Source organism: Amycolatopsis ruanii, from assembly GCF_003385175.1.
In the GTDB taxonomy this organism is placed as follows: domain Bacteria; phylum Actinomycetota; class Actinomycetes; order Mycobacteriales; family Pseudonocardiaceae; genus Amycolatopsis_E; species Amycolatopsis_E thermalba.
The window spans coordinates 122,153-138,906 of the sequence record NZ_PQHY01000006.1; the positions used below are offsets into that span (position 1 = coordinate 122,153).

Genomic DNA, 16,754 nt, shown 5'->3' on the forward strand with positions numbered 1-16,754 from the left:
GACCACCGACAGTTTCAGGAGCGCGGCAGCCCCAGCAGGCGTTCCGCCGCCACCGACAGCAGGATCTGCGTCGTCCCGCCGGCGATGCTCAGGCAGCGCGTCAGCAGGAACTCGTGCTGGACCGGGGCGGTCTCGCCGGTCACCAGCACGCCCGGCGGGCCCAGCAGCTCCAGGGCGGCCTCGGCCGCGGCCTGCCGGTGCCGCACCCCGATCAGCTTCCGCACGCTCGACTCCGGCCCGGGGTCCTGCCCGGCCAGCCGCCGCAGCGTCGAGCGCAGGTCGAGCAGCGCGCACGCCGACCCCTCCGCCACCAGCGCGCCCAGCCGCTCCAGCACCGCGCCGTCCGGATCTCGCACCGACGCCAGCAGCGTCTCCACGGCCTCCCCCACCGACGAGCCCCCGCTCATCGCCACGCGCTCGTTCGCCAGCGTCGTCCGGGCCAGGTGCCAGCCGCCGTTCACCTCGCCCACCACGTTCTCCGCCGGGACGAACACGTCGTCCAGGAAGACCTCGTTGAACCGCTCCACCCCGGTGATCTCGCGCAACGGCCGGACGTCGATCCCCGGCGACGACATGTCGACCAGGAAGTACGTGATGCCCCGGTGCTTGGGCGCGTCCGGATCGGTGCGCGCCAGGCAGATCGCCCAGTCCGCCTCCCGCGCGAGCGAGGTCCAGACCTTCTGCCCGGACAACACGAACCCACCCTCCACCGGCCGGGCCCGCGTGCGCAGCGAGGCCAGGTCCGAACCGGCGCCGGGTTCGCTGAACAGCTGGCACCAGGTCAGCTCGCCACGCAGGGTCGGCAGCACGAACCGCTGCCGCTGCTCGTCCGTGCCGTGCTCCAGCAGGGTCGGCACGGCCCAGGCGCCGATCACCAGATCGGGCCGCCGCACCCCGGCCCGCGCCAGTTCGGCGTCGATCACCAGCTGCTGCGCCGGTGTCGCGTCCAGACCGTAGGGCGCGGGCCAGTGCGGCACCAGGTACCCGGTGGACGCCAGCCGCTCGCGCCGGTCCCCCTCGGGCAGCGCGGCGATCTCCTCGACGGTGGCCCGCACGGCCGGGTCGAAGTGCTCCGACAGGTCGACCGCCAGGTCCCGCCGCACCCCCGCGAGCGCCAGCGACGCTGCCGAGCGACGCCAGGCCGCCGAACCGCCCAGCCACTGCCGCAGCGCCACCGCGCGGCGCAGGTACCGGTGCGCGTCGTGCTCCCAGGTGAAGCCGATCCCGCCGAGCACCTGGATGCAGTCCTTCGCGGTGTCCACCGCCGCGTCCAGCGCCCCGGCAGCCGCGACCGCCGCGGCGAACTCGTGCTGCTCCGGCGACTCGTCCGCCGCCCGGGCCGCGTCCCACGCCAGCGCCCCGGCCAGCTCGGCCCGGCACAGCATCTCCGCGCACAGGTGCTTGACCGCCTGGAACGACCCGATCGGCCGGCCGAACTGCTCTCGCACCTTCGCGTACTCCGCCGCCGTCGCCACGCACCACCGCGCGATCCCGGCCGCCTCGGCCGCGGCCAGCGTCGCCGCGAAGATCCGCGGGTCGCCGCCCTCGAACACCGTCCCGTCACCGTCGCGGAGCCGGCCGAACGAGCGGGACAGGTCGAACGACTCGATCCCCTCCGCGCCGGACTCGCGGACGCTCCAGGTGTCACCGTCGGCCACCAGGACGTGCGTGGCGTCCGCGTCGAGCACCGGCCCATCCGGCGACAACGCCACCCCCGCGCTCGCCGAACCGTCCGCGAACGCCGGGAGCAGCTCCTTCGCCACCGGCGATTCGCCGTGACGCGCGAGCACCAGCGCCGCCAGCACCGTCCCGAACACCGGCCCCGGCACCAGCGCGGCCGCCGCCGCCTCGACCGCCACCACGGCGTCGGCGACCGTTCCGCCCGCGCCGCCCAGCTCCTCCGGCACCCCGATGCCGAACACGCCGATGGCCGCCAGGTCGTCCCTGCTCCGGCCGCCGGAGCGGATCGTCCCGGCGAGCGCGCGCTGCTCCGCGGTGAGGACTGACATGCGGCTCACTATAGAACGTGTTTCAGTTTTGTGGCCAGATCCACTCGATGCGCGAGATCAGCAGGCGGACCGGTAAGCTGTCGGGTGAAACTGAAACAAGTTCCGGAGCAGGTGCCGATGGCCGCGAAAGCGAAGACGTCCACCCCACCCAAGAACGGGATGAGCGCGTTGTCCAGCGACGAGCTCGGGTCCGCCGCGCAGCGGGACCGGCGACGGCGCATCATCGACGCGACCCTGGCGCTGGCGTCCAAGGGCGGGTACGACGCCGTCCAGATGCGGGCGGTGGCCGAGAAGGCCGACGTCGCGCTGGGCACCCTCTACCGCTACTTCCCGTCGAAGATCCACCTGCTGGTGTCGGGTCTGGCGCGGGAGTTCGAGCGCGCGCACGAGAAGCTGCAGCGGTCGAGCATCCCGGGCGACACGCCGAGCGAGCGGCTCATCTTCGTGCTCAGCCGCAACACCCGGCTGATGCAGCGCGATCCGCACCTGACCGAGGCGATGGTCCGGGCGTTCATGTTCGCCGACACCACGGCCGCCGCCGAGGTCGAGCAGGTCGGGCGGCTGCTGGAGAGCATGTTCGCGCGCGCCATGGGCATCGCGGAGCCGACCGAGCACGACCGCGCGGTCTTCCACCTCATCGCCGACGTGTGGATGGCGAACCTGGTCGCGTGGGTCACCCGGCGCGCCTCCGCCGCCGACGTGGCGAACCGGTTGGAGCTGTCGGTGCACCTGCTGCTGGACAACACGCGCTGACACCCTTTCGTCGCTCGCCGTCACGATTGCCGGGAGCCGTCTGGCAGGCGGCTGTAAGTTCCCTGTAGATCACGGAAAACCGGGGTCCGCCTGCAACAGGCGCTGATCAAGCCCGCGTTTGTGTGGGCATGAGAAGAAGGACGGCCGGCAAGGTCGTGCTCCCGGCCGCCGTGTTCGGCGCCGTCACGATGCTGACCTTCACGATCCAGCACCAGCCGCGGGTTTCCTCGGCGAGTTCGGTCGTGCAGGTGAGCGCACCGGCGGCGCCGGCGACGCAGAGCGCGCAGCCCGATCCGACGCCGACCGCCAGCGCCTCCCCGTCGCCGGCGCCTGCCGAGAACGACGACATCGCCGCGCGGGCCCTGGCGCTGATGCGCGAGAAGGTGGCGAGCGCCGAGGCCGGGATCGAGGTGTACGACCGGGAGACCGGCGTCGTGCTGACCCAGCTCGATGCCGACCGGCAGTTCTGCTCGATGTCCCTGGTCAAGCTGCTGATCGCGCTCGATGTGTTGCGGGACAACGAATGGGAGCTGCCGGACTCCGCCACCCAGAGCCGGCTGACCCGGATGATCACCGCCAGCGACGACACCATCGCCAGCAGCCTGTGGGTGCAGCAGGGCGGCACCGCGATCGTGACCCGCATGGCGGAGCTGATGCAGCTGACCGGCACCGAACCGCCGTCCTCGCCGGGCCAGTGGGGTTCGACGAAGATCACCGCCGCGGACGTGGTCAAGGTCTACAACTACATCGAGGACACCCTGCCGCAAGCGGGCCGCGACCTGCTCTACAACGCGATGTACCACGCGTCCCAGGCCGGTTCGGACGGGACGAACCAGTTCTTCGGCATCCCGGACGCGCTGCCGGGCACGACGTGGGCGATCAAGCAGGGCTGGGGCACCAGCGGTACGCAGGCTGTATACAACACGACGGGCCTGCTCGGCGAGGACGCCCGGTACGTGGTGGTCGTCCTGAGCAGCGCGCCGTCCCGCTACTACCGCACGCTGCCCGCGGCGCTCACCGCCGGCACCCGAGCCCTGGGATCACTGGTCGACTGACGCGCGGCACGAGCACCCCGCACCGGCGCAGAATGCCTGCACCACTGCCACATGCCGGCCACGGCACCGCAGCCCCGCAACCCTCGCCCAGCTGATGCGGCACGAGCACCCGCACCGGCGCAGAGCGCCTGCACCACTGCCACATGCCGGCCACGGCACCGCAGCCCCGCAACCCTCGCCCAGGTGATGCGGCACGAGCACCCGCACCGGCGCAGAATGCCTGCACCACTGCCACATGCCGGCCACGGCACCGCAGCCCCGCAACCCTCGCCCAGCTGATGCGGCACGAGCACCCCGCACCGGCGCAGAGCGCCACCACTACCGCCCGCCCCGCAGCCCGCTCAGCTGAACCGCGGCACCAGCGCGGCCAGCGCGTCGAGCCGGCGCAGGGTGTCACCCTCGGAGGCGGCCGGCAGGCCCAGCGTGACGCGCTCGGCACCGGCCTCGGCGTAGGCGTCCAGCAGCGCCGGGTCCGGCGGGGCGGACGTCGCGGTCACCGGCACCGATCCGGCCTGCGCCACCTGCTCGGCCGCCGCTTCCGGGTCGCGCAGGGCGTTGGGCAGCCAGCCGGCTCCCAGCCGCTTCGCACGTTCCAGGGCCGCGGCGCTGTTGCCTCCGATGTAGACCGGCACGTCCCGCTCGGGCTTGGGCCACTGGAACACCGGGTCGAAGTTCACGTGCACACCGTGGAACTCGGCCTCGTCGTTCGTCCACACTGTCCGGAGTGCCTGGATCTGCTCGTCCAGCAGCGCCCCGCGCGTGCGCGGGTCGGTGCCGTGGTTGCGCATCTCCTCGCGGTTCCAGCCCACGCCCACCCCGAACAGGAACCGCCCGCCGGACAACAGGTCCAGGCTCGCGACGGACTTCGCGGTGTGCAGGACGTCCCGCTGGATCAGCAGGGTGATGCCGGTGCCCAGCTTCAGCGTCGTGGTCGCGGCGGCGGCCGCGGTCAGCGCGACGAACGGGTCGAGCGCGCGGTAGTAGGCGCGCGCCATCTCACCGCCCGCCGGGTACGGGGTGTCCCGGCTGACCGGGATGTGCGAGTGCTCGGCGACGAACAGGGCGTCGAACCCGCGGTCCTCGACCGCCTTGGCCAGCACGTCCGGCCGCGCGCTCTCGTCGGTGACGAACGTCGAAATGCCCAGTTTCACCGGTAGCCCTCCACGAGTGCGGCGAGCTCGTCCAGCTTGGTCAGCGTCTCCGGCTCGGGGCGGGTGCCGAGCAGGAACGTCACGCGCTCCACGCCGGCCTCGGCGTACCCCGCCAGCGCCTCCTCGCTGCGACCCGCGCCGAAGACGGTGAACGGGACGTCGGTGCGGCCCTGCTCGGCCAGCCAGGCGCGGACCCGCTTGATCTCCTCCGGCGGGGTGTGGGCGCGGGGCATCCAGCCGTCGGCGTGCTTGGCGAGCCGGGTGAGCGCGGCCTCGCTCTCGCCGCCGACGTAGATCGGCGGGTGCGGGCGCTGCACCGGCTTGGGCCACTGCCAGATGGGGTCGAAGTCGACGTGCTCGCCGTGGAACTCGGCCTCGTCCTGGGTCCAGATCGCCTTGAGCGCCTGGATCTGCTCGTCGATCAGGGCGCCGCGGGTGCGCGGGTCGGTGCCGTGGTTGCGCATCTCCTCGCGGTTCCAGCCCACGCCGACGCCGAAGGCCACCCGACCGCCGGAGAGCAGGTCGAGGCTGGCCACCTCCTTGGCGGTGTGGATGACGTCCCGCTGGACCAGCAGGGCGACGCCGGTGAAGAGCAGCAGGTCACGGGTCTCGGCGGCGACCGCGGTCAGCGCCACGAACGGGTCGAGGGTGCGGTAGTAGACGCGCGGCAGCTCACCGCCGCCCGGGTAGGGGCTTTCCCGGCTGACCGGGATGTGCGAATGCTCGGCGAGCAGCAGCGAGTCGAACCCGCGCTCCTCGAGCGCGCGGCCGAGCGCGCCCGGACGGATGCCTTCGTCGGTGACGAACGTCGAGATCCCGAACTTCATGCTCCGACCCAACTTCCGCACCCGGGCGCGCTATTCCCGCTCCGGACGATCCGGACGTCCGGAGCGGGATCACACCGGCTGCGACCCGGTTCCCCGGTCCGCGTCAGATGTTGCGCCGGTACTGGCCGCCGACCTCGAAGAACGCCTCCGTGATCTGGCCGAGCGAGCACACCCGCGCGGCGTCCATCAGCACCCCGAACAGGTTGTCGCCCCGGGTGGCGGCTTCGCGCAGCGCCTGGAGCGCCTGCTCGGCGTCGTGGCTGTGCCGCTGCTGGAAGTCGGCCAGCCGCGTCAGCTGCGACTGCTTCTCCTCCTCCGTCGCGCGCGCCAGTTCGACCTCGACCTCGTCGTCCTCCGGGTGCGGGTTGCGGAACGTGTTCACGCCGATGATCGGCAGCGTGCCCTCGTGCTTGAGCCGCTCGTACAGCATCGACTCGTCCTGGATCTTGCCGCGCTGGTACCCGGTTTCCATCGCGCCCAGCACGCCGCCGCGCTCGGCGATCCGGTCGAACTCGGTGAGCACGGCCTCCTCGACCAGGTCGGTCAGCTCGTCGATGATGAACGAGCCCTGCAGCGGGTTCTCGTTCTTCGACAGGCCCCACTCCTTGTTGATGATCATCTGGATGGCCATCGCGCGCCGCACCGAGTTCTCCGTGGGCGTGGTGATCGCCTCGTCGTAGGCGTTGGTGTGCAGCGAGTTCGCGTTGTCGTACAGCGCGCACAGCGCCTGCAGCGTGGTGCGGATGTCGTTGAAGCTCATCTCCTGCGCGTGCAGCGACCGGCCGGAGGTCTGCACGTGGTACTTCAGCTTCTGCGACCGCTCGTTGGCGCCGTAACGCTCCTTCATCGCGACCGCCCAGATGCGCCGCGCGACCCGGCCGAGCACCGAGTACTCGGCGTCCATGCCGTTGGAGAAGAAGAACGACAGGTTCGGCGCGAAGTCGTCGATGTGCATGCCCCGGGCGAGGTAGGACTCGACGTAGGTGAACCCGTTGGCCAGCGTGAACGCCAGCTGCGAGATCGGGTTCGCGCCCGCCTCGGCGATGTGGTAGCCGGAGATCGACACCGAGTAGAAGTTGCGCACCCCGTGCTCGATGAACCACTCCTGGATGTCGGCCATCATGCGCAGGCTGAACTCGGTGGAGAAGATGCAGGTGTTCTGCCCCTGGTCCTCCTTGAGGATGTCGGCCTGCACCGTGCCGCGCACCTGGCGCAGCGTCCATTCGCGCAGGTCCTCGGCCTCCGACGGCGTGGGCTCGCGCCCGTGCTCGGCCCGGAACGCGTCCATCCGCTGGTCGATCGCGGTGTTGAGGAAGAACGCCAGGATCGTCGGCGCGGGGCCGTTGATCGTCATCGACACCGACGTGTTCGGCGCGGTCAGGTCGAACCCGTCGTAGAGCGCCTTCATGTCGTCCAGCGTCGCGATGGACACGCCGGAGGTGCCGATCTTGCCGTAGATGTCCGGTCGCGTGTCCGGGTCGTGCCCGTACAGCGTCACCGAGTCGAACGCCGTCGACAGGCGCTTCGCCTCGGAGTCGGCCGAGAGGTACTTGAACCGGCGGTTGGTGCGGAACGCGTCGCCTTCGCCGGCGAACATGCGCGCCGGGTCCTCACCCTCCCGCTTGAACGGGAAGACGCCGGCCGTGTAGGGGAAGTAGCCGGGCAGGTGCTCACGGCGCAGGAACGACAGCAGCTCGCCGCGGTCGGTGTAGCGCGGCAGCGCCACGCGCGGGATCCGGTTGCCGGACAGGGTGTCCCGCCACAGCTGGGTGCGCAGCTCCTTGTCCCGGATGCGGACGACCAGCTCCTCCTGCCGGTAGGACTCGGCCAGCTCGTCCCACCGCTCCAGCAGCCCGGCCACCGACGGGTCCACCTCGGACTCCGCTTTCGCCAGCAGCGCCTCGATCGGGCCGGTGTCCGCGCCGTCCGCGGCCAGCGCCCCCTTCGCGGCGCGCAGCTGGTCGACCTTGCGCACGGCCGCGACCTGGTCCCGCGTCTTCTCGTGGTAGCCGCGCACGGTGGCGGCGATGTCGGCGAGGTAGCGCTCCTTCGACGGCGGGATGATCACCGTCGCCCCGGTGGACACCTTGGCCTCCACCTTCGGCAGCTGGCCCGCCGACACCGACAGGCCGCGCTCGGCGAGCGCGTCGCGCAGGTACTGGTACAGCGCGGTCACACCGTCGTCGTTGAAGCGCGCGGCGCTGGTGCCGAACACCGGCATGTCCTCGGGCGAGGCCCCGAACGCCTCGCGGTTGCGCACCAGCTGGCGCGCCACGTCGCGGCGCGCGTCCTCGGCGCCGCGGCGCTCGAACTTGTTGATCGCCACCACGTCGGCGAAGTCGAGCATGTCGATCTTCTCCAGCTGCGACGCGGCGCCGAACTCCGGCGTCATCACGTACAGCGAGTAGTCGACGTGGTCCACGATGCCCGCGTCGCCCTGCCCGATGCCCGGCGTCTCGACGACCACCAGGTCGTAACCCGCGGCCTTGCACGCCAGCACGGCCTCGTCCAGGCCGTCGGGTACCTCACCGCTGGCCTGGCGGGTGGCCATCGAGCGGAAGTAGACCTGCGCCCCGTCCAGGCCGTTCATCCGGATCCGGTCGCCGAGCAGCGCACCACCGCCGCGGCGCCGGGTCGGGTCGACCGCCAGCACCGCGATGCGCAGCTTGTCCTCCTGGTCCAGCCGGAAGCGCCGGAGCAGCTCGTCGGTCAGCGACGACTTGCCCGAGCCGCCGGTGCCGGTGATGCCCAGGACCGGGACCGTGCGGGCCCGCGCCGCCTCGGTGATGCGGGCGAGCCGGTCCTCGGTCACGCTGCCGGCCTGCAGCTGGGTGATGAACCGCGCGAGCGACGGGACGTCCCCGGCCAGCAGGTCGTCGTCCGACCCGGCCGGCACCTCGGCCAGGTCGTAGTCGCACTCCTTGATCATCAGGTTGACCATGCCCGGCAGGCCCAGCTGGAGGCCGTCGTCCGGGGAGAAGATGCGGGCGACGCCGCGGGAGTGCAGCAGCTCAATCTCCTCGCGGACGATGACGCCGCCCCCGCCGCCGTACACCTTGATGTGCCCGGCGCCGCGCTCGTTCAGCAGCTCGACGAGGTAGCTGAAGTACTCCACGTGGCCGCCCTGGTAAGCGCTGATCGCGATGCCGTGGGCGTCCTCGCTGATCGCGGCCGTGACGACCTCGTCCACCGACCGGTTGTGCCCGAGGTGGACGACCTCCGCACCCTGCGACTGCAGGATGCGCCGCATGATGTTGATCGAAGCGTCGTGCCCGTCGAACAGACTCGAGGCGGTGACGAACCGCACCGGGTGCACGGGCCGGTGAAGTGAGGCGTTCATGCCTCAAAAATACTTGGACTTCCTACTATCGCAAACCCAAGCGTGACCGCGGCGACATCCAGCGCGGGACCGTAACGATTCAGAAGGCGGACAGCACGACGACGGCGTCGTCCGGACGGGTGCCGGGCCCCCGCCCGGCACTTCCCCAGCTACCTCGCCGGCGTCAGCGCGCGCCGGCCGTGCGCATCGCGATCCACTGCCGCATCGCGTACTCGACCAGCGTGATCAGCGTCTGCTTGGTCGACTCGCGGTCGCGGGCGTCGCAGCGCACGATCGGAATGCTCTCGTCGATCGCCAGCGCCTCGCGCACGTCGCTCAGCTCGTGGTGCAGCTGCCCGTCGAACGTGTTGACGCCGATGATGTAGGGCAGCCTGCGGTCCTCGAAGAAGTCGACCGGCGCGAACGAGTCCGCCAGCCGCCGCGTGTCCGCGAGCACCACGGCACCGATCGCGCCGCGGACCAGGTCGTCCCACATGAACCAGAACCGCTGCTGACCGGGCGTGCCGAACAGGTACAGGATCAGGTCCTTGTCCAGCGACACCCGGCCGAAGTCCATGGCCACGGTGGTGGTGGCCTTGTTGGGTGTCTGGTCGAGGTTGTCGATGCCGCGGCTCGCGTCGGTCATCATCGCCTCGGTGGTGAGCGGCACGATCTCCGAGACCGAGCCGACGAAGGTGGTCTTGCCGGCACCGAAACCACCGGCGACCACGATCTTCGCCGAGGTCATGGTCTGCGGCGCGGCCTGCCGCGGTGCCTTAAAGCCGACGGAGTCCACTCAACACCCTTTCCATCAACATGAGATGCGCCTCGGCGTCGTCGTTGGTCGACACCGTGCGGTGCACGGTGACCAGACCAGCATCGGCGGCGTCGCTGATGAGGACTCTGGCCACGCCGATCGGGACCCGCAGCAGCGCTGCGACCTCCGCGACCGACCGCGGTGTACGACATTCTTCCATGATCGAGCGGTGCTCGAACTGCACCGTCAGCGCGCCGGCGTCGAGCCGGGCGAGGACGGCGTCCTGGACGGAGATCAGCGTCTCCAGTTCCAGGGCGACCCGGGCCTTGGTGCGGCCGCCGGTGAGCGCGTAGGGGCGCACCACCGCGGTCTCCTCGGCGGGGTGGAGCTCCGGCTCCTCGCGGCGCGACGGCACGCGCGGGGCCGGCTGCGGGGGCTGCACCGGGTCGAAGAACCCGCTGCCCGGCGAGGAGTCGAAGAGGCTCGCCGGCCGGGCCGGGTGCTCCGGCTCCGGTCGCGGCGCGGGTGCCGGTTGCGGTGACGGCTGGGGCACCGGCGGCGCCTGCTCGGCCTGCGGTGCTTCGGGGGCCTCGGCCGTTTCGGTCCCGGGCTGCTGGTCGCGCTGCTTCTTGCGCTTCCAGCGGCCACGCCCGGAGTCCAGGCTGAAGCTGTTCATCACGTCGGCGAACGTCGGCTCCGGTTCGCCGCCGGATGGGGAGCCACTCTCGGATCCCGTGGTCATGTCGGCATCATCCCACCGGTTCACCGATCAGGGGGCCACCGGCTCCCTGCAGCTGAGCCCGCAGTTCGGGGGTGAGGATCTGGCCCACCCGGTCGACCAGCATGGTCATCTCGTAGGCGACCTGGCCGATGTCGCAGTTCGGGGCGGCCAGGACCGCCAGGCACGAGCCGTCGCTGATGGACATCAGGATCATGATCCCGAGTTCCATCTCCACGACGGTTTCGTTGACCGCACCGGCTTCGAAGCACCGCGCCGCGCCCTGGGTCAGGCTGACGAGCCCGGAGGCCACCGCGGCGAGCTGGTCGGCGCGGTCGAGCGGCAACCGGTTCGAAGCGGTCAGCAGCAGGCCGTCGGCCGAAACGACCACCGCGTGCGCTACGCCAGGCACACGCTCGGCGAAATCATTGACCAGCCATCCGAACTGGTTCTGTGGCTGCGGCGTGGTCATTCACCCTCCATGGTTCCTTGTTCGGGGTCGGCGGACTGAGCGGTCCGGTGCCTTCCACGCTGAACACCTTGCTGGAAACTGCTCAGCCTGCCACGCACATCCTGCGGGTCACGGCGTGTCCGCGGTGCCGGGGCGGGCGCCCCCGGGGACAGGGCGCTGCCGGGCAGCAACTGCTCACCGCGGCGCCGCTTGGGCAGCCCCGCCGCGGTGAAGTTCGACGGCGACGACGAGGAGACGGTCTGAACCGCCGCCCAACTCTCGTCCGAGGCGAACGACCAGGCGCCACCCGGGACACCCTCCGCTCCGGCCGGCTGGCGGTCCGGGGTGGATCCGGACTGCTGGCCGCCGCCGGGTCCGGACTGCTGGGCGCGGGCGGGTTCGGGCTGCTGGCCGCCGCCGGGTCCGGGCTGTAGGTCGCCGGCGGGTCCGGGCTGCTGGGCACCGGCGCGTTCGGGCCTCTGGAAGAGGCCGGTGCCCTCGCCGGTGCCCGGACGCTGGAACAGCCCGGTGCCCTCCACCGGCCGCGGCTGGCGCCGGGGCAGGCCGTTCTCGGCCTGCCCCGAGGCCGGCTGCCGCTGGGGCAAACCGTTCTCCGGCTGAGCTTCGGCACCCTCGGCAGGCTGCGGCTGGCGCTGCGGCAAGCCGGGCTCCGCCCCGGCAGCAGCAGCCGTCTCGGCCGACGGGCGCTGCGCCAGGCCGCTCTCGGCAGGCTTCGGCTGGCGCTGCGGCAGGCCGCTCTCGGCAGACTTCGGCTGCCGCTGCGGCAGGCCGGGCTCCGCCCCGGCAGCAGCAGCCGTCTCGGCCGGCGGGCGCTGCGCCAGGCCGCTCTCGGCAGGCTTCGGCTGGCGCTGCGGCAAATCGGGCTCCGGCTGAGCGTCCGCGCCCGCCGCAGGCTTCGCCTGACGCTGCGGCAGGCCGGGCTCCGGCTGAGGCTCCGCGGACGGCTTCGGTTCGCGCTGGGGTAGCTCGGGGCCCTTGTTCGTGGCGGTGGGCTCGGGCTTTGGCTCGGGTTTCGGTTGGCGGCGTGGCAGGCCGCTGTCCGTGGCGGTGGGCTTCGACGAGCCGTCCGCATCCTTCGCCTTCGGGAGAGCGGCCTCGGCGCCTTCGGCTTCCTTCGCCTGCGCGCCGGCCTTCGGCTTGCGGCGGGGTAGTCCGCTCTCCGTCGCCTCGGTGCTCTTCGGCTCGCGCTGCGGGAGGCCGCTGTCCAGCTGCGGCGCCTCCGCGCCCGGGCGCGGCTTGCGGCGCGGCAGGCCGGTCTCCGGCTGCGCCGTCCCGGCGGCGGTGCCCTCCGCCGGAGTGGCAGCGCTTTCCCGCTGCGCCGCGGCACCTTCCTGCGCCGCGGCGCTCGCCTTCGCAGCGGCACCCGCCTGCGCAGCGCTAACCCCTTGCGTCGCGGCGCTCGCCTTCGCAGCAGCATCCCCCTGCGCAGCAGCTTCCTGCGCGGCAGCACCCTCCTGCACTGCGCCAGTCCCCTGCGCGGCGGCGCTGCCCGGCACGGGGGCACTCCCCTGCCCAGCGGATCCCGGCACAGCAGCAGTCCCCGCCGCAGCAGCAGCTCCCGGCGCGGCACTGCCCGCACCCGCGCTGCCCTGCGTAGTCGCAGTGTCTCCGTCCGCGCTGGTAGCGCTTTCCCGCCCCGCAGCGGCTTCCGCGGACTGGTCCCGCTTCGCGTGGCGGGCGCGGTTCACGCCGTGCTGGAAGCTGCTCAGCCGGCCCCGCACGTCGGCCGGGTCGCGGACCGGCATCTCCCGCTGCGGGTTCGGCTCCGGGGTCTCCGCGGCGGCACTGCCGGGCAGCAGCTGCTCCCCGCGGCGGCGCTTCGGCAGGCCCGCGTCGGTGAAGGTCTTCGGCTCCACCTGGGACGCCGCCTGGACCGCGCGCCAGTTCTCGTCGACCGCGAAGTCCCAGCCGCTGGCCGCCTTGGCGCTCTCCGGCTCGTCCGAAGTGGACTCACCCGCCGTCGAGGCCACCTTCGCAGCCGCCGGCGGATCGTCGCTGCGGAACCACGCCGACAGGGTCTCGTCGAAGATCGGCGTCGTCTCGCGGCGCGACGGCGGCGGCGTGGCCGGCTTCGGCTCGTTCGCCGCCGAGCTCCACCACTCCGACAACGGGCTGCTGTTCGCCGCGAACAACGCCTTCCCGCTGGGCAGCTCATCCGAGGCCGGCGTCGGCTCCGGCTCGGCAGGCGCCTCGGGCGCGGGCGACGGCTCCGCACCCTCCGCGGGGATCGGCGTGAACAACGCGGTCCCGGAGATCTCCAGGTCCGACGGCGGCCGCGGCGGCAGCACCCCGGAGTGCCCGTTCTGCGCCCACGACGGGGCGTTCGCACCATCCCCGGGCGTCGGCGCCTGACCGAAACTCGCCAGCGCCTCCGGCCGCCCCGCACCGTTGACCGTGCGCCGCCGCGGCAGCGCGGCCGACGGGTCCGGCTGGGCCGGGGCCGGCGCGGGCAGGTCCATGACCAGGTCCGCGGGCACGGTGACGGTCGCCCGCACCCCGGCGATGTCCTTGCCCCCGTGCAGGACCACCCCGATGTTGTGCCGCCCGGCGAGGCGGCCGACCACGAACAGGCCCATCCGGCGCGAGGTCGCGAGGTCAACCGTGCCCGCCTCGGTCAGCCGGGCGTTGGCCTCGGCGACCTCGGCCTCGTTCATCCCGATGCCCTGGTCGATGATGTCGATGACCAGGCCGCCCTGGTCGTTCGCGCGGGTCGTGACCGTCACGTGGGTCTCCGGCGCGGAGAACGCGGTCGCGTTGTCCAGCAGCTCGGCGACCAGGCGCATCAGGTCGCTCGCGGCGAACCCGACGATGCGCGCGTCCGGCGGGGTCTGCACCACGACCCGCTGGTACTGCTCGATCTCCGACACCGCGGCGCGCAGCACGTCGGAGGTGGTGACCGGCTGGCCGGAGCGGCGGCCCGGCTCGGCGCCGGAGAGCACCATCAGGTTCTCGTTGTTGCGCCGCATGCGGGTCGCCAGGTGGTCCAGCTGGAACAGCGTCGCGAGCTGGTCGGCGTCCTCCTCGTCCCGCTCCAGCCGCTCGATCAGCTGCAGCTGCCGCTGCACGAGGCTCTGGCTGCGGCGCGAGAGGTTGACGAACACGCTGCTGTAGCCGGTGCGCATGTTGGCCTGCTCGACCGCGAGCCGCAGCGCCTGGCTGTGCACCGCGTCGAACGCCTTGGCCACCTCGCCGATCTCGTCCTTCGTGCCGACCGGCACCGGCTGCACGTCGGTGGTCTGCTCGCGGCCCTCCTGGATGTTGCGCACCGCGGCAGGCAGCTGCCGGTCGGCGACGTCCAGGGCGCCGGCCCGCAGCACGCGCAGCGAGTGCAGCAGCTGGCGGGTGATGAGGATGACGACCGCGGCGGTGACCACGAGCGCGAGGAACAGCAGCACCGCGAGCAGGCCGGCGTCGGTGCCCGCGCTGTCCGCGAGGTCCGCGGAGGTCGCGGTGAGCTCGTCGCCCAGGCTGTCGCTGACGGTGTTCAACGCGGCGATCACCGACGCCGACACCGCGGTCCACTGCTGGGCCGAGATGCCGCGCAATGCGCTCGGCACGGAGGCGCCCTCGGCGGCGTGCCGGTCGTTGACCAGGCGGCTGCGGGTGTTGAAGTCCTGGCCCATCACCGTGCGGTCGAACAACGCCTCCTGCGCGGAGCCGGCCGCGGCGCGGAAGTCGACGAGCCGGTCGGTCAGCCGCAGCTCGGCCGTGCGCAGGTCGTTGAGCTGGCTCGGGGTGAGGTTGCCGCGCGCGATGCCGTAGCCGAGCAGCGACTGGGCGATGGACGCCTCTTCCTTCACCACCAGCACGTCGTGCAGCGCGCTCGGCGTGCCGCCGATGGCGTCGTCGCCGATGCCGGCGACCAGCGAGGTGTCCAGGCCGATCAGCGACTCGGTCATCTCGCTGTAGGCGGCCAGCGCCTGCACCGCGTCGAGGCGGCCCTCGGCGACCTGGCGGCGCACCTCGGGCAGACGGCCGACGGCGGCCGCGGCGGCCTCGCCGGGCGCGCGGATGCCGTCGTCGGCGTCCGCGGCGTGCCCGGTGGCGCCGGCGAGCGGGCCGGTGGCGCTGTCCACCAGCTGCCGGGCGGCGTCCAGCCGCGGGGAACTGCCGACGGTGCCCTGGGTGAGCAGCGCCGCGGTCTCGGTGCGCTCCTGTTGCAGGGCGTCGACCAGCGTGCGGACCGCGCCGTTCAGCTCGACCAGCCGGTTCATCCGCTCGTAGTTGCCGGAGCGCTCGACCTGGTTGCCGATGGTGATCCCGCCCAGCACCAGGGCGACCACGATGGGCACCAGGGACACGGCGGCGAGCTTGGCGGACAGCCGCCAGTCCCGCCAGCGCGTGAGCGTGGCCCACTTCGACGGCTCCTCCGGTTGCTGGCCGAGGAGCTGTCCCACAGGCACTTGGCCCTGTCCTGCAACGGTCACGAAGGTGACTCCCTGTCCGGCGTCTGCTGTGCGTGGTGGGCCGGACCCGTGCCGGAGCGCACGGCGGCGGCACCGCGTGACCTCAACCGCATGGCTCTCCTCATCACGGGTGGAACTCGTCGCTTCTCTTGCAGCCCCAGCCGACGGCGCTGTCCCGGCCGCCCGCCGTCCCGCCGGACCGGCCCGGCGCCGTTGCCGGTGCATCATGCGGTGTGCACGATGCGGCGCACAACACCGGTTTACGCTCGGTCACAGCGAGTCAGCGTGGCCCAGGAAGCGTACACCAAACGGGCCCCACCGAAGCCCGCCGAACCTGGCGGTGCTGACCTGCGGAAATACCGCTGGTGACCAGGGGTTTACGCGAAATGCCTTGTCAGGGCGCCAGAAGCGCGGTTTCCGGTTACCGCAGGGCACACCCACACCGTGGACCTGTCACCCACTTAGCCCAGAGCTGACTGGGACGAAGCGGAAAATCCACACCGACCGTGCGGACGCCCCGTGTCCGGCGAGCCGAATACCCCCCGATCTTGTGGCTTTCGCTGTGATGTGGATTTCTGCCCGGTCACCACGTCTGGCCAGCGCTTTTTCACCACCGCCGCGGTGTTACGCGGTATCGCGCGCCTCACCCCTTCCAGGGACGGCACCCCGCGTCACCTCACTGCCGGTTACGTGCTTCGGCGGAATCCCGCCCGCCTTTCGCCCGATCAGCGGATTAACCCGTCCGGGTGGCCCAGGCCCGCTTCACTCTGAAGAGGTCCTCCGATGTCGGAGGCCCAGGTCGGCGTAGTTAGCATGTGCGCCCACTGAAAGAGTTTCACCGACTTCGCTCGCTTGCCGGGAGGCAGAGATGCAGAACGTCGCCCCCACCGCCGCGACGCGCCCCGGGGAAGACACGGGGCAGATGCGGCCGCTGTTCGGCAACCCCAGCGAGCAACCGCCGCCCGCGCCGCGGCGTCCGGCCGGTCCCGACTTCGTCGCGATCCAGCGCAGCCCCGAGTTCGGCGAGCTGCGGGGGCGGTTCCGGCGGTTCGTGTTCCCGATGAGCCTGGCGTTCGTGCTCTGGTACCTGGTCTACGTGCTGCTCGCCGCGTACGCGCACGACTTCATGAGCATCAAGGTCTTCGGCGAGGTCAACGTCGCGATCGTGCTGGGGATCCTGCAGTTCGTCTCGACCGCCCTGATCACGGCCGCGTACCTGCGGTTCGCCCGGCGCCGCATCGACCCCGCCGTGGACGAGGTCCGCCAGCAGGCAGGAGTGCAGTAACC

At 72.0% G+C, this 16,754-nt stretch carries 11 protein-coding genes; 3 read left to right on the top strand and 8 right to left on the bottom strand.

Going from position 1 to position 16,754, the window contains the following annotated elements; translation table 11 throughout:
- Positions 1–14: 14 nt before the first annotated feature.
- Entirely contained in the window at positions 15–2,009 is a 1,995-nt protein-coding gene (locus D0D28_RS05270; protein ID WP_116109922.1) for an acyl-CoA dehydrogenase, read from the bottom strand.
- 117 nt (positions 2,010–2,126) lie between these two features.
- On the opposite strand from D0D28_RS05270, the gene kstR reads away from it, so the two are divergent.
- Both kstR and D0D28_RS05280 read left to right on the top strand, forming a co-directional pair.
- Entirely contained in the window at positions 2,127–2,762 is a 636-nt protein-coding gene (gene kstR / locus D0D28_RS05275; RefSeq protein ID WP_094008263.1) for a cholesterol catabolism transcriptional regulator KstR, read from the top strand.
- A gap of 128 nt (positions 2,763–2,890) precedes the next feature.
- Positions 2,891–3,817 (top strand): hypothetical protein, encoded by a 927-nt coding sequence (locus D0D28_RS05280; RefSeq protein ID WP_240323100.1) that lies wholly within the window; start codon positions 2,891–2,893, stop codon positions 3,815–3,817.
- A gap of 341 nt (positions 3,818–4,158) precedes the next feature.
- On the opposite strand, the gene D0D28_RS05285 is transcribed toward D0D28_RS05280, so the two are convergent.
- From D0D28_RS05285 to D0D28_RS05315, 7 genes are all read right to left on the bottom strand, one after another.
- On the bottom strand, positions 4,159–4,968 hold the full coding sequence (locus tag D0D28_RS05285) for an LLM class F420-dependent oxidoreductase (protein ID WP_116109924.1): 810 nt from the start codon (positions 4,966–4,968) through the stop codon (positions 4,159–4,161).
- Entirely contained in the window at positions 4,965–5,795 is an 831-nt protein-coding gene (locus D0D28_RS05290; protein WP_116109925.1) for an LLM class F420-dependent oxidoreductase, read from the bottom strand. Before D0D28_RS05290 ends, D0D28_RS05285 begins: the two co-directional genes overlap by 4 nt.
- A gap of 103 nt (positions 5,796–5,898) precedes the next feature.
- A complete protein-coding gene (gene icmF / locus D0D28_RS05295; protein WP_116109926.1) occupies positions 5,899–9,135 on the bottom strand; it encodes a fused isobutyryl-CoA mutase/GTPase IcmF in 3,237 nt (1,078 codons plus the stop codon).
- Between the two features lie 163 nt (positions 9,136–9,298).
- Positions 9,299–9,910, bottom strand: coding sequence for a GTP-binding protein (locus tag D0D28_RS05300; RefSeq protein ID WP_094008268.1), 612 nt, complete (start codon positions 9,908–9,910; stop codon positions 9,299–9,301).
- A complete protein-coding gene (locus tag D0D28_RS36020) occupies positions 9,891–10,613 on the bottom strand; it encodes a DUF742 domain-containing protein (RefSeq protein WP_116109927.1) in 723 nt (240 codons plus the stop codon). The genes D0D28_RS05300 and D0D28_RS36020 overlap by 20 nt, the downstream gene beginning before the upstream one ends.
- 7 nt (positions 10,614–10,620) lie before the next feature.
- Positions 10,621–11,061 (bottom strand): roadblock/LC7 domain-containing protein, encoded by a 441-nt coding sequence (locus tag D0D28_RS05310; protein WP_094008270.1) that lies wholly within the window; start codon positions 11,059–11,061, stop codon positions 10,621–10,623.
- The gene (locus D0D28_RS05315) at positions 11,058–15,458 is read right to left on the bottom strand and encodes a nitrate- and nitrite sensing domain-containing protein (protein ID WP_116109928.1); all 4,401 of its coding nucleotides are present in this window, start codon (positions 15,456–15,458) and stop codon (positions 11,058–11,060) included. The genes D0D28_RS05310 and D0D28_RS05315 overlap by 4 nt, the downstream gene beginning before the upstream one ends.
- A gap of 877 nt (positions 15,459–16,335) precedes the next feature.
- Here D0D28_RS05315 and D0D28_RS05320 point away from each other — a divergent pair.
- Entirely contained in the window at positions 16,336–16,752 is a 417-nt protein-coding gene (locus D0D28_RS05320) for a DUF485 domain-containing protein (RefSeq protein ID WP_094008272.1), read from the top strand.
- Positions 16,753–16,754: the final 2 nt, after the last annotated feature.

Excerpts from the sequence above, each read along its gene's own strand:
- D0D28_RS36020 (WP_116109927.1), bottom strand. The coding sequence starts at position 10,613 with ATGACCACGGGATCCGAGAGTGGCTCCCCATCCGGCGGCGAACCGGAG.
- D0D28_RS05310 (WP_094008270.1), bottom strand. The coding sequence starts at position 11,061 with ATGACCACGCCGCAGCCACAGAACCAGTTCGGATGGCTGGTCAATGAT.
- D0D28_RS05290 (WP_116109925.1), bottom strand. The coding sequence starts at position 5,795 with ATGAAGTTCGGGATCTCGACGTTCGTCACCGACGAAGGCATCCGTCCG.
- icmF (WP_116109926.1), bottom strand. The coding sequence starts at position 9,135 with ATGAACGCCTCACTTCACCGGCCCGTGCACCCGGTGCGGTTCGTCACC.
- D0D28_RS05320 (WP_094008272.1), top strand. The coding sequence starts at position 16,336 with ATGCAGAACGTCGCCCCCACCGCCGCGACGCGCCCCGGGGAAGACACG.
- D0D28_RS05280 (WP_240323100.1), top strand. The coding sequence starts at position 2,891 with ATGAGAAGAAGGACGGCCGGCAAGGTCGTGCTCCCGGCCGCCGTGTTC.
- D0D28_RS05270 (WP_116109922.1), bottom strand. The coding sequence starts at position 2,009 with ATGTCAGTCCTCACCGCGGAGCAGCGCGCGCTCGCCGGGACGATCCGC.
- kstR (WP_094008263.1), top strand. The coding sequence starts at position 2,127 with ATGGCCGCGAAAGCGAAGACGTCCACCCCACCCAAGAACGGGATGAGC.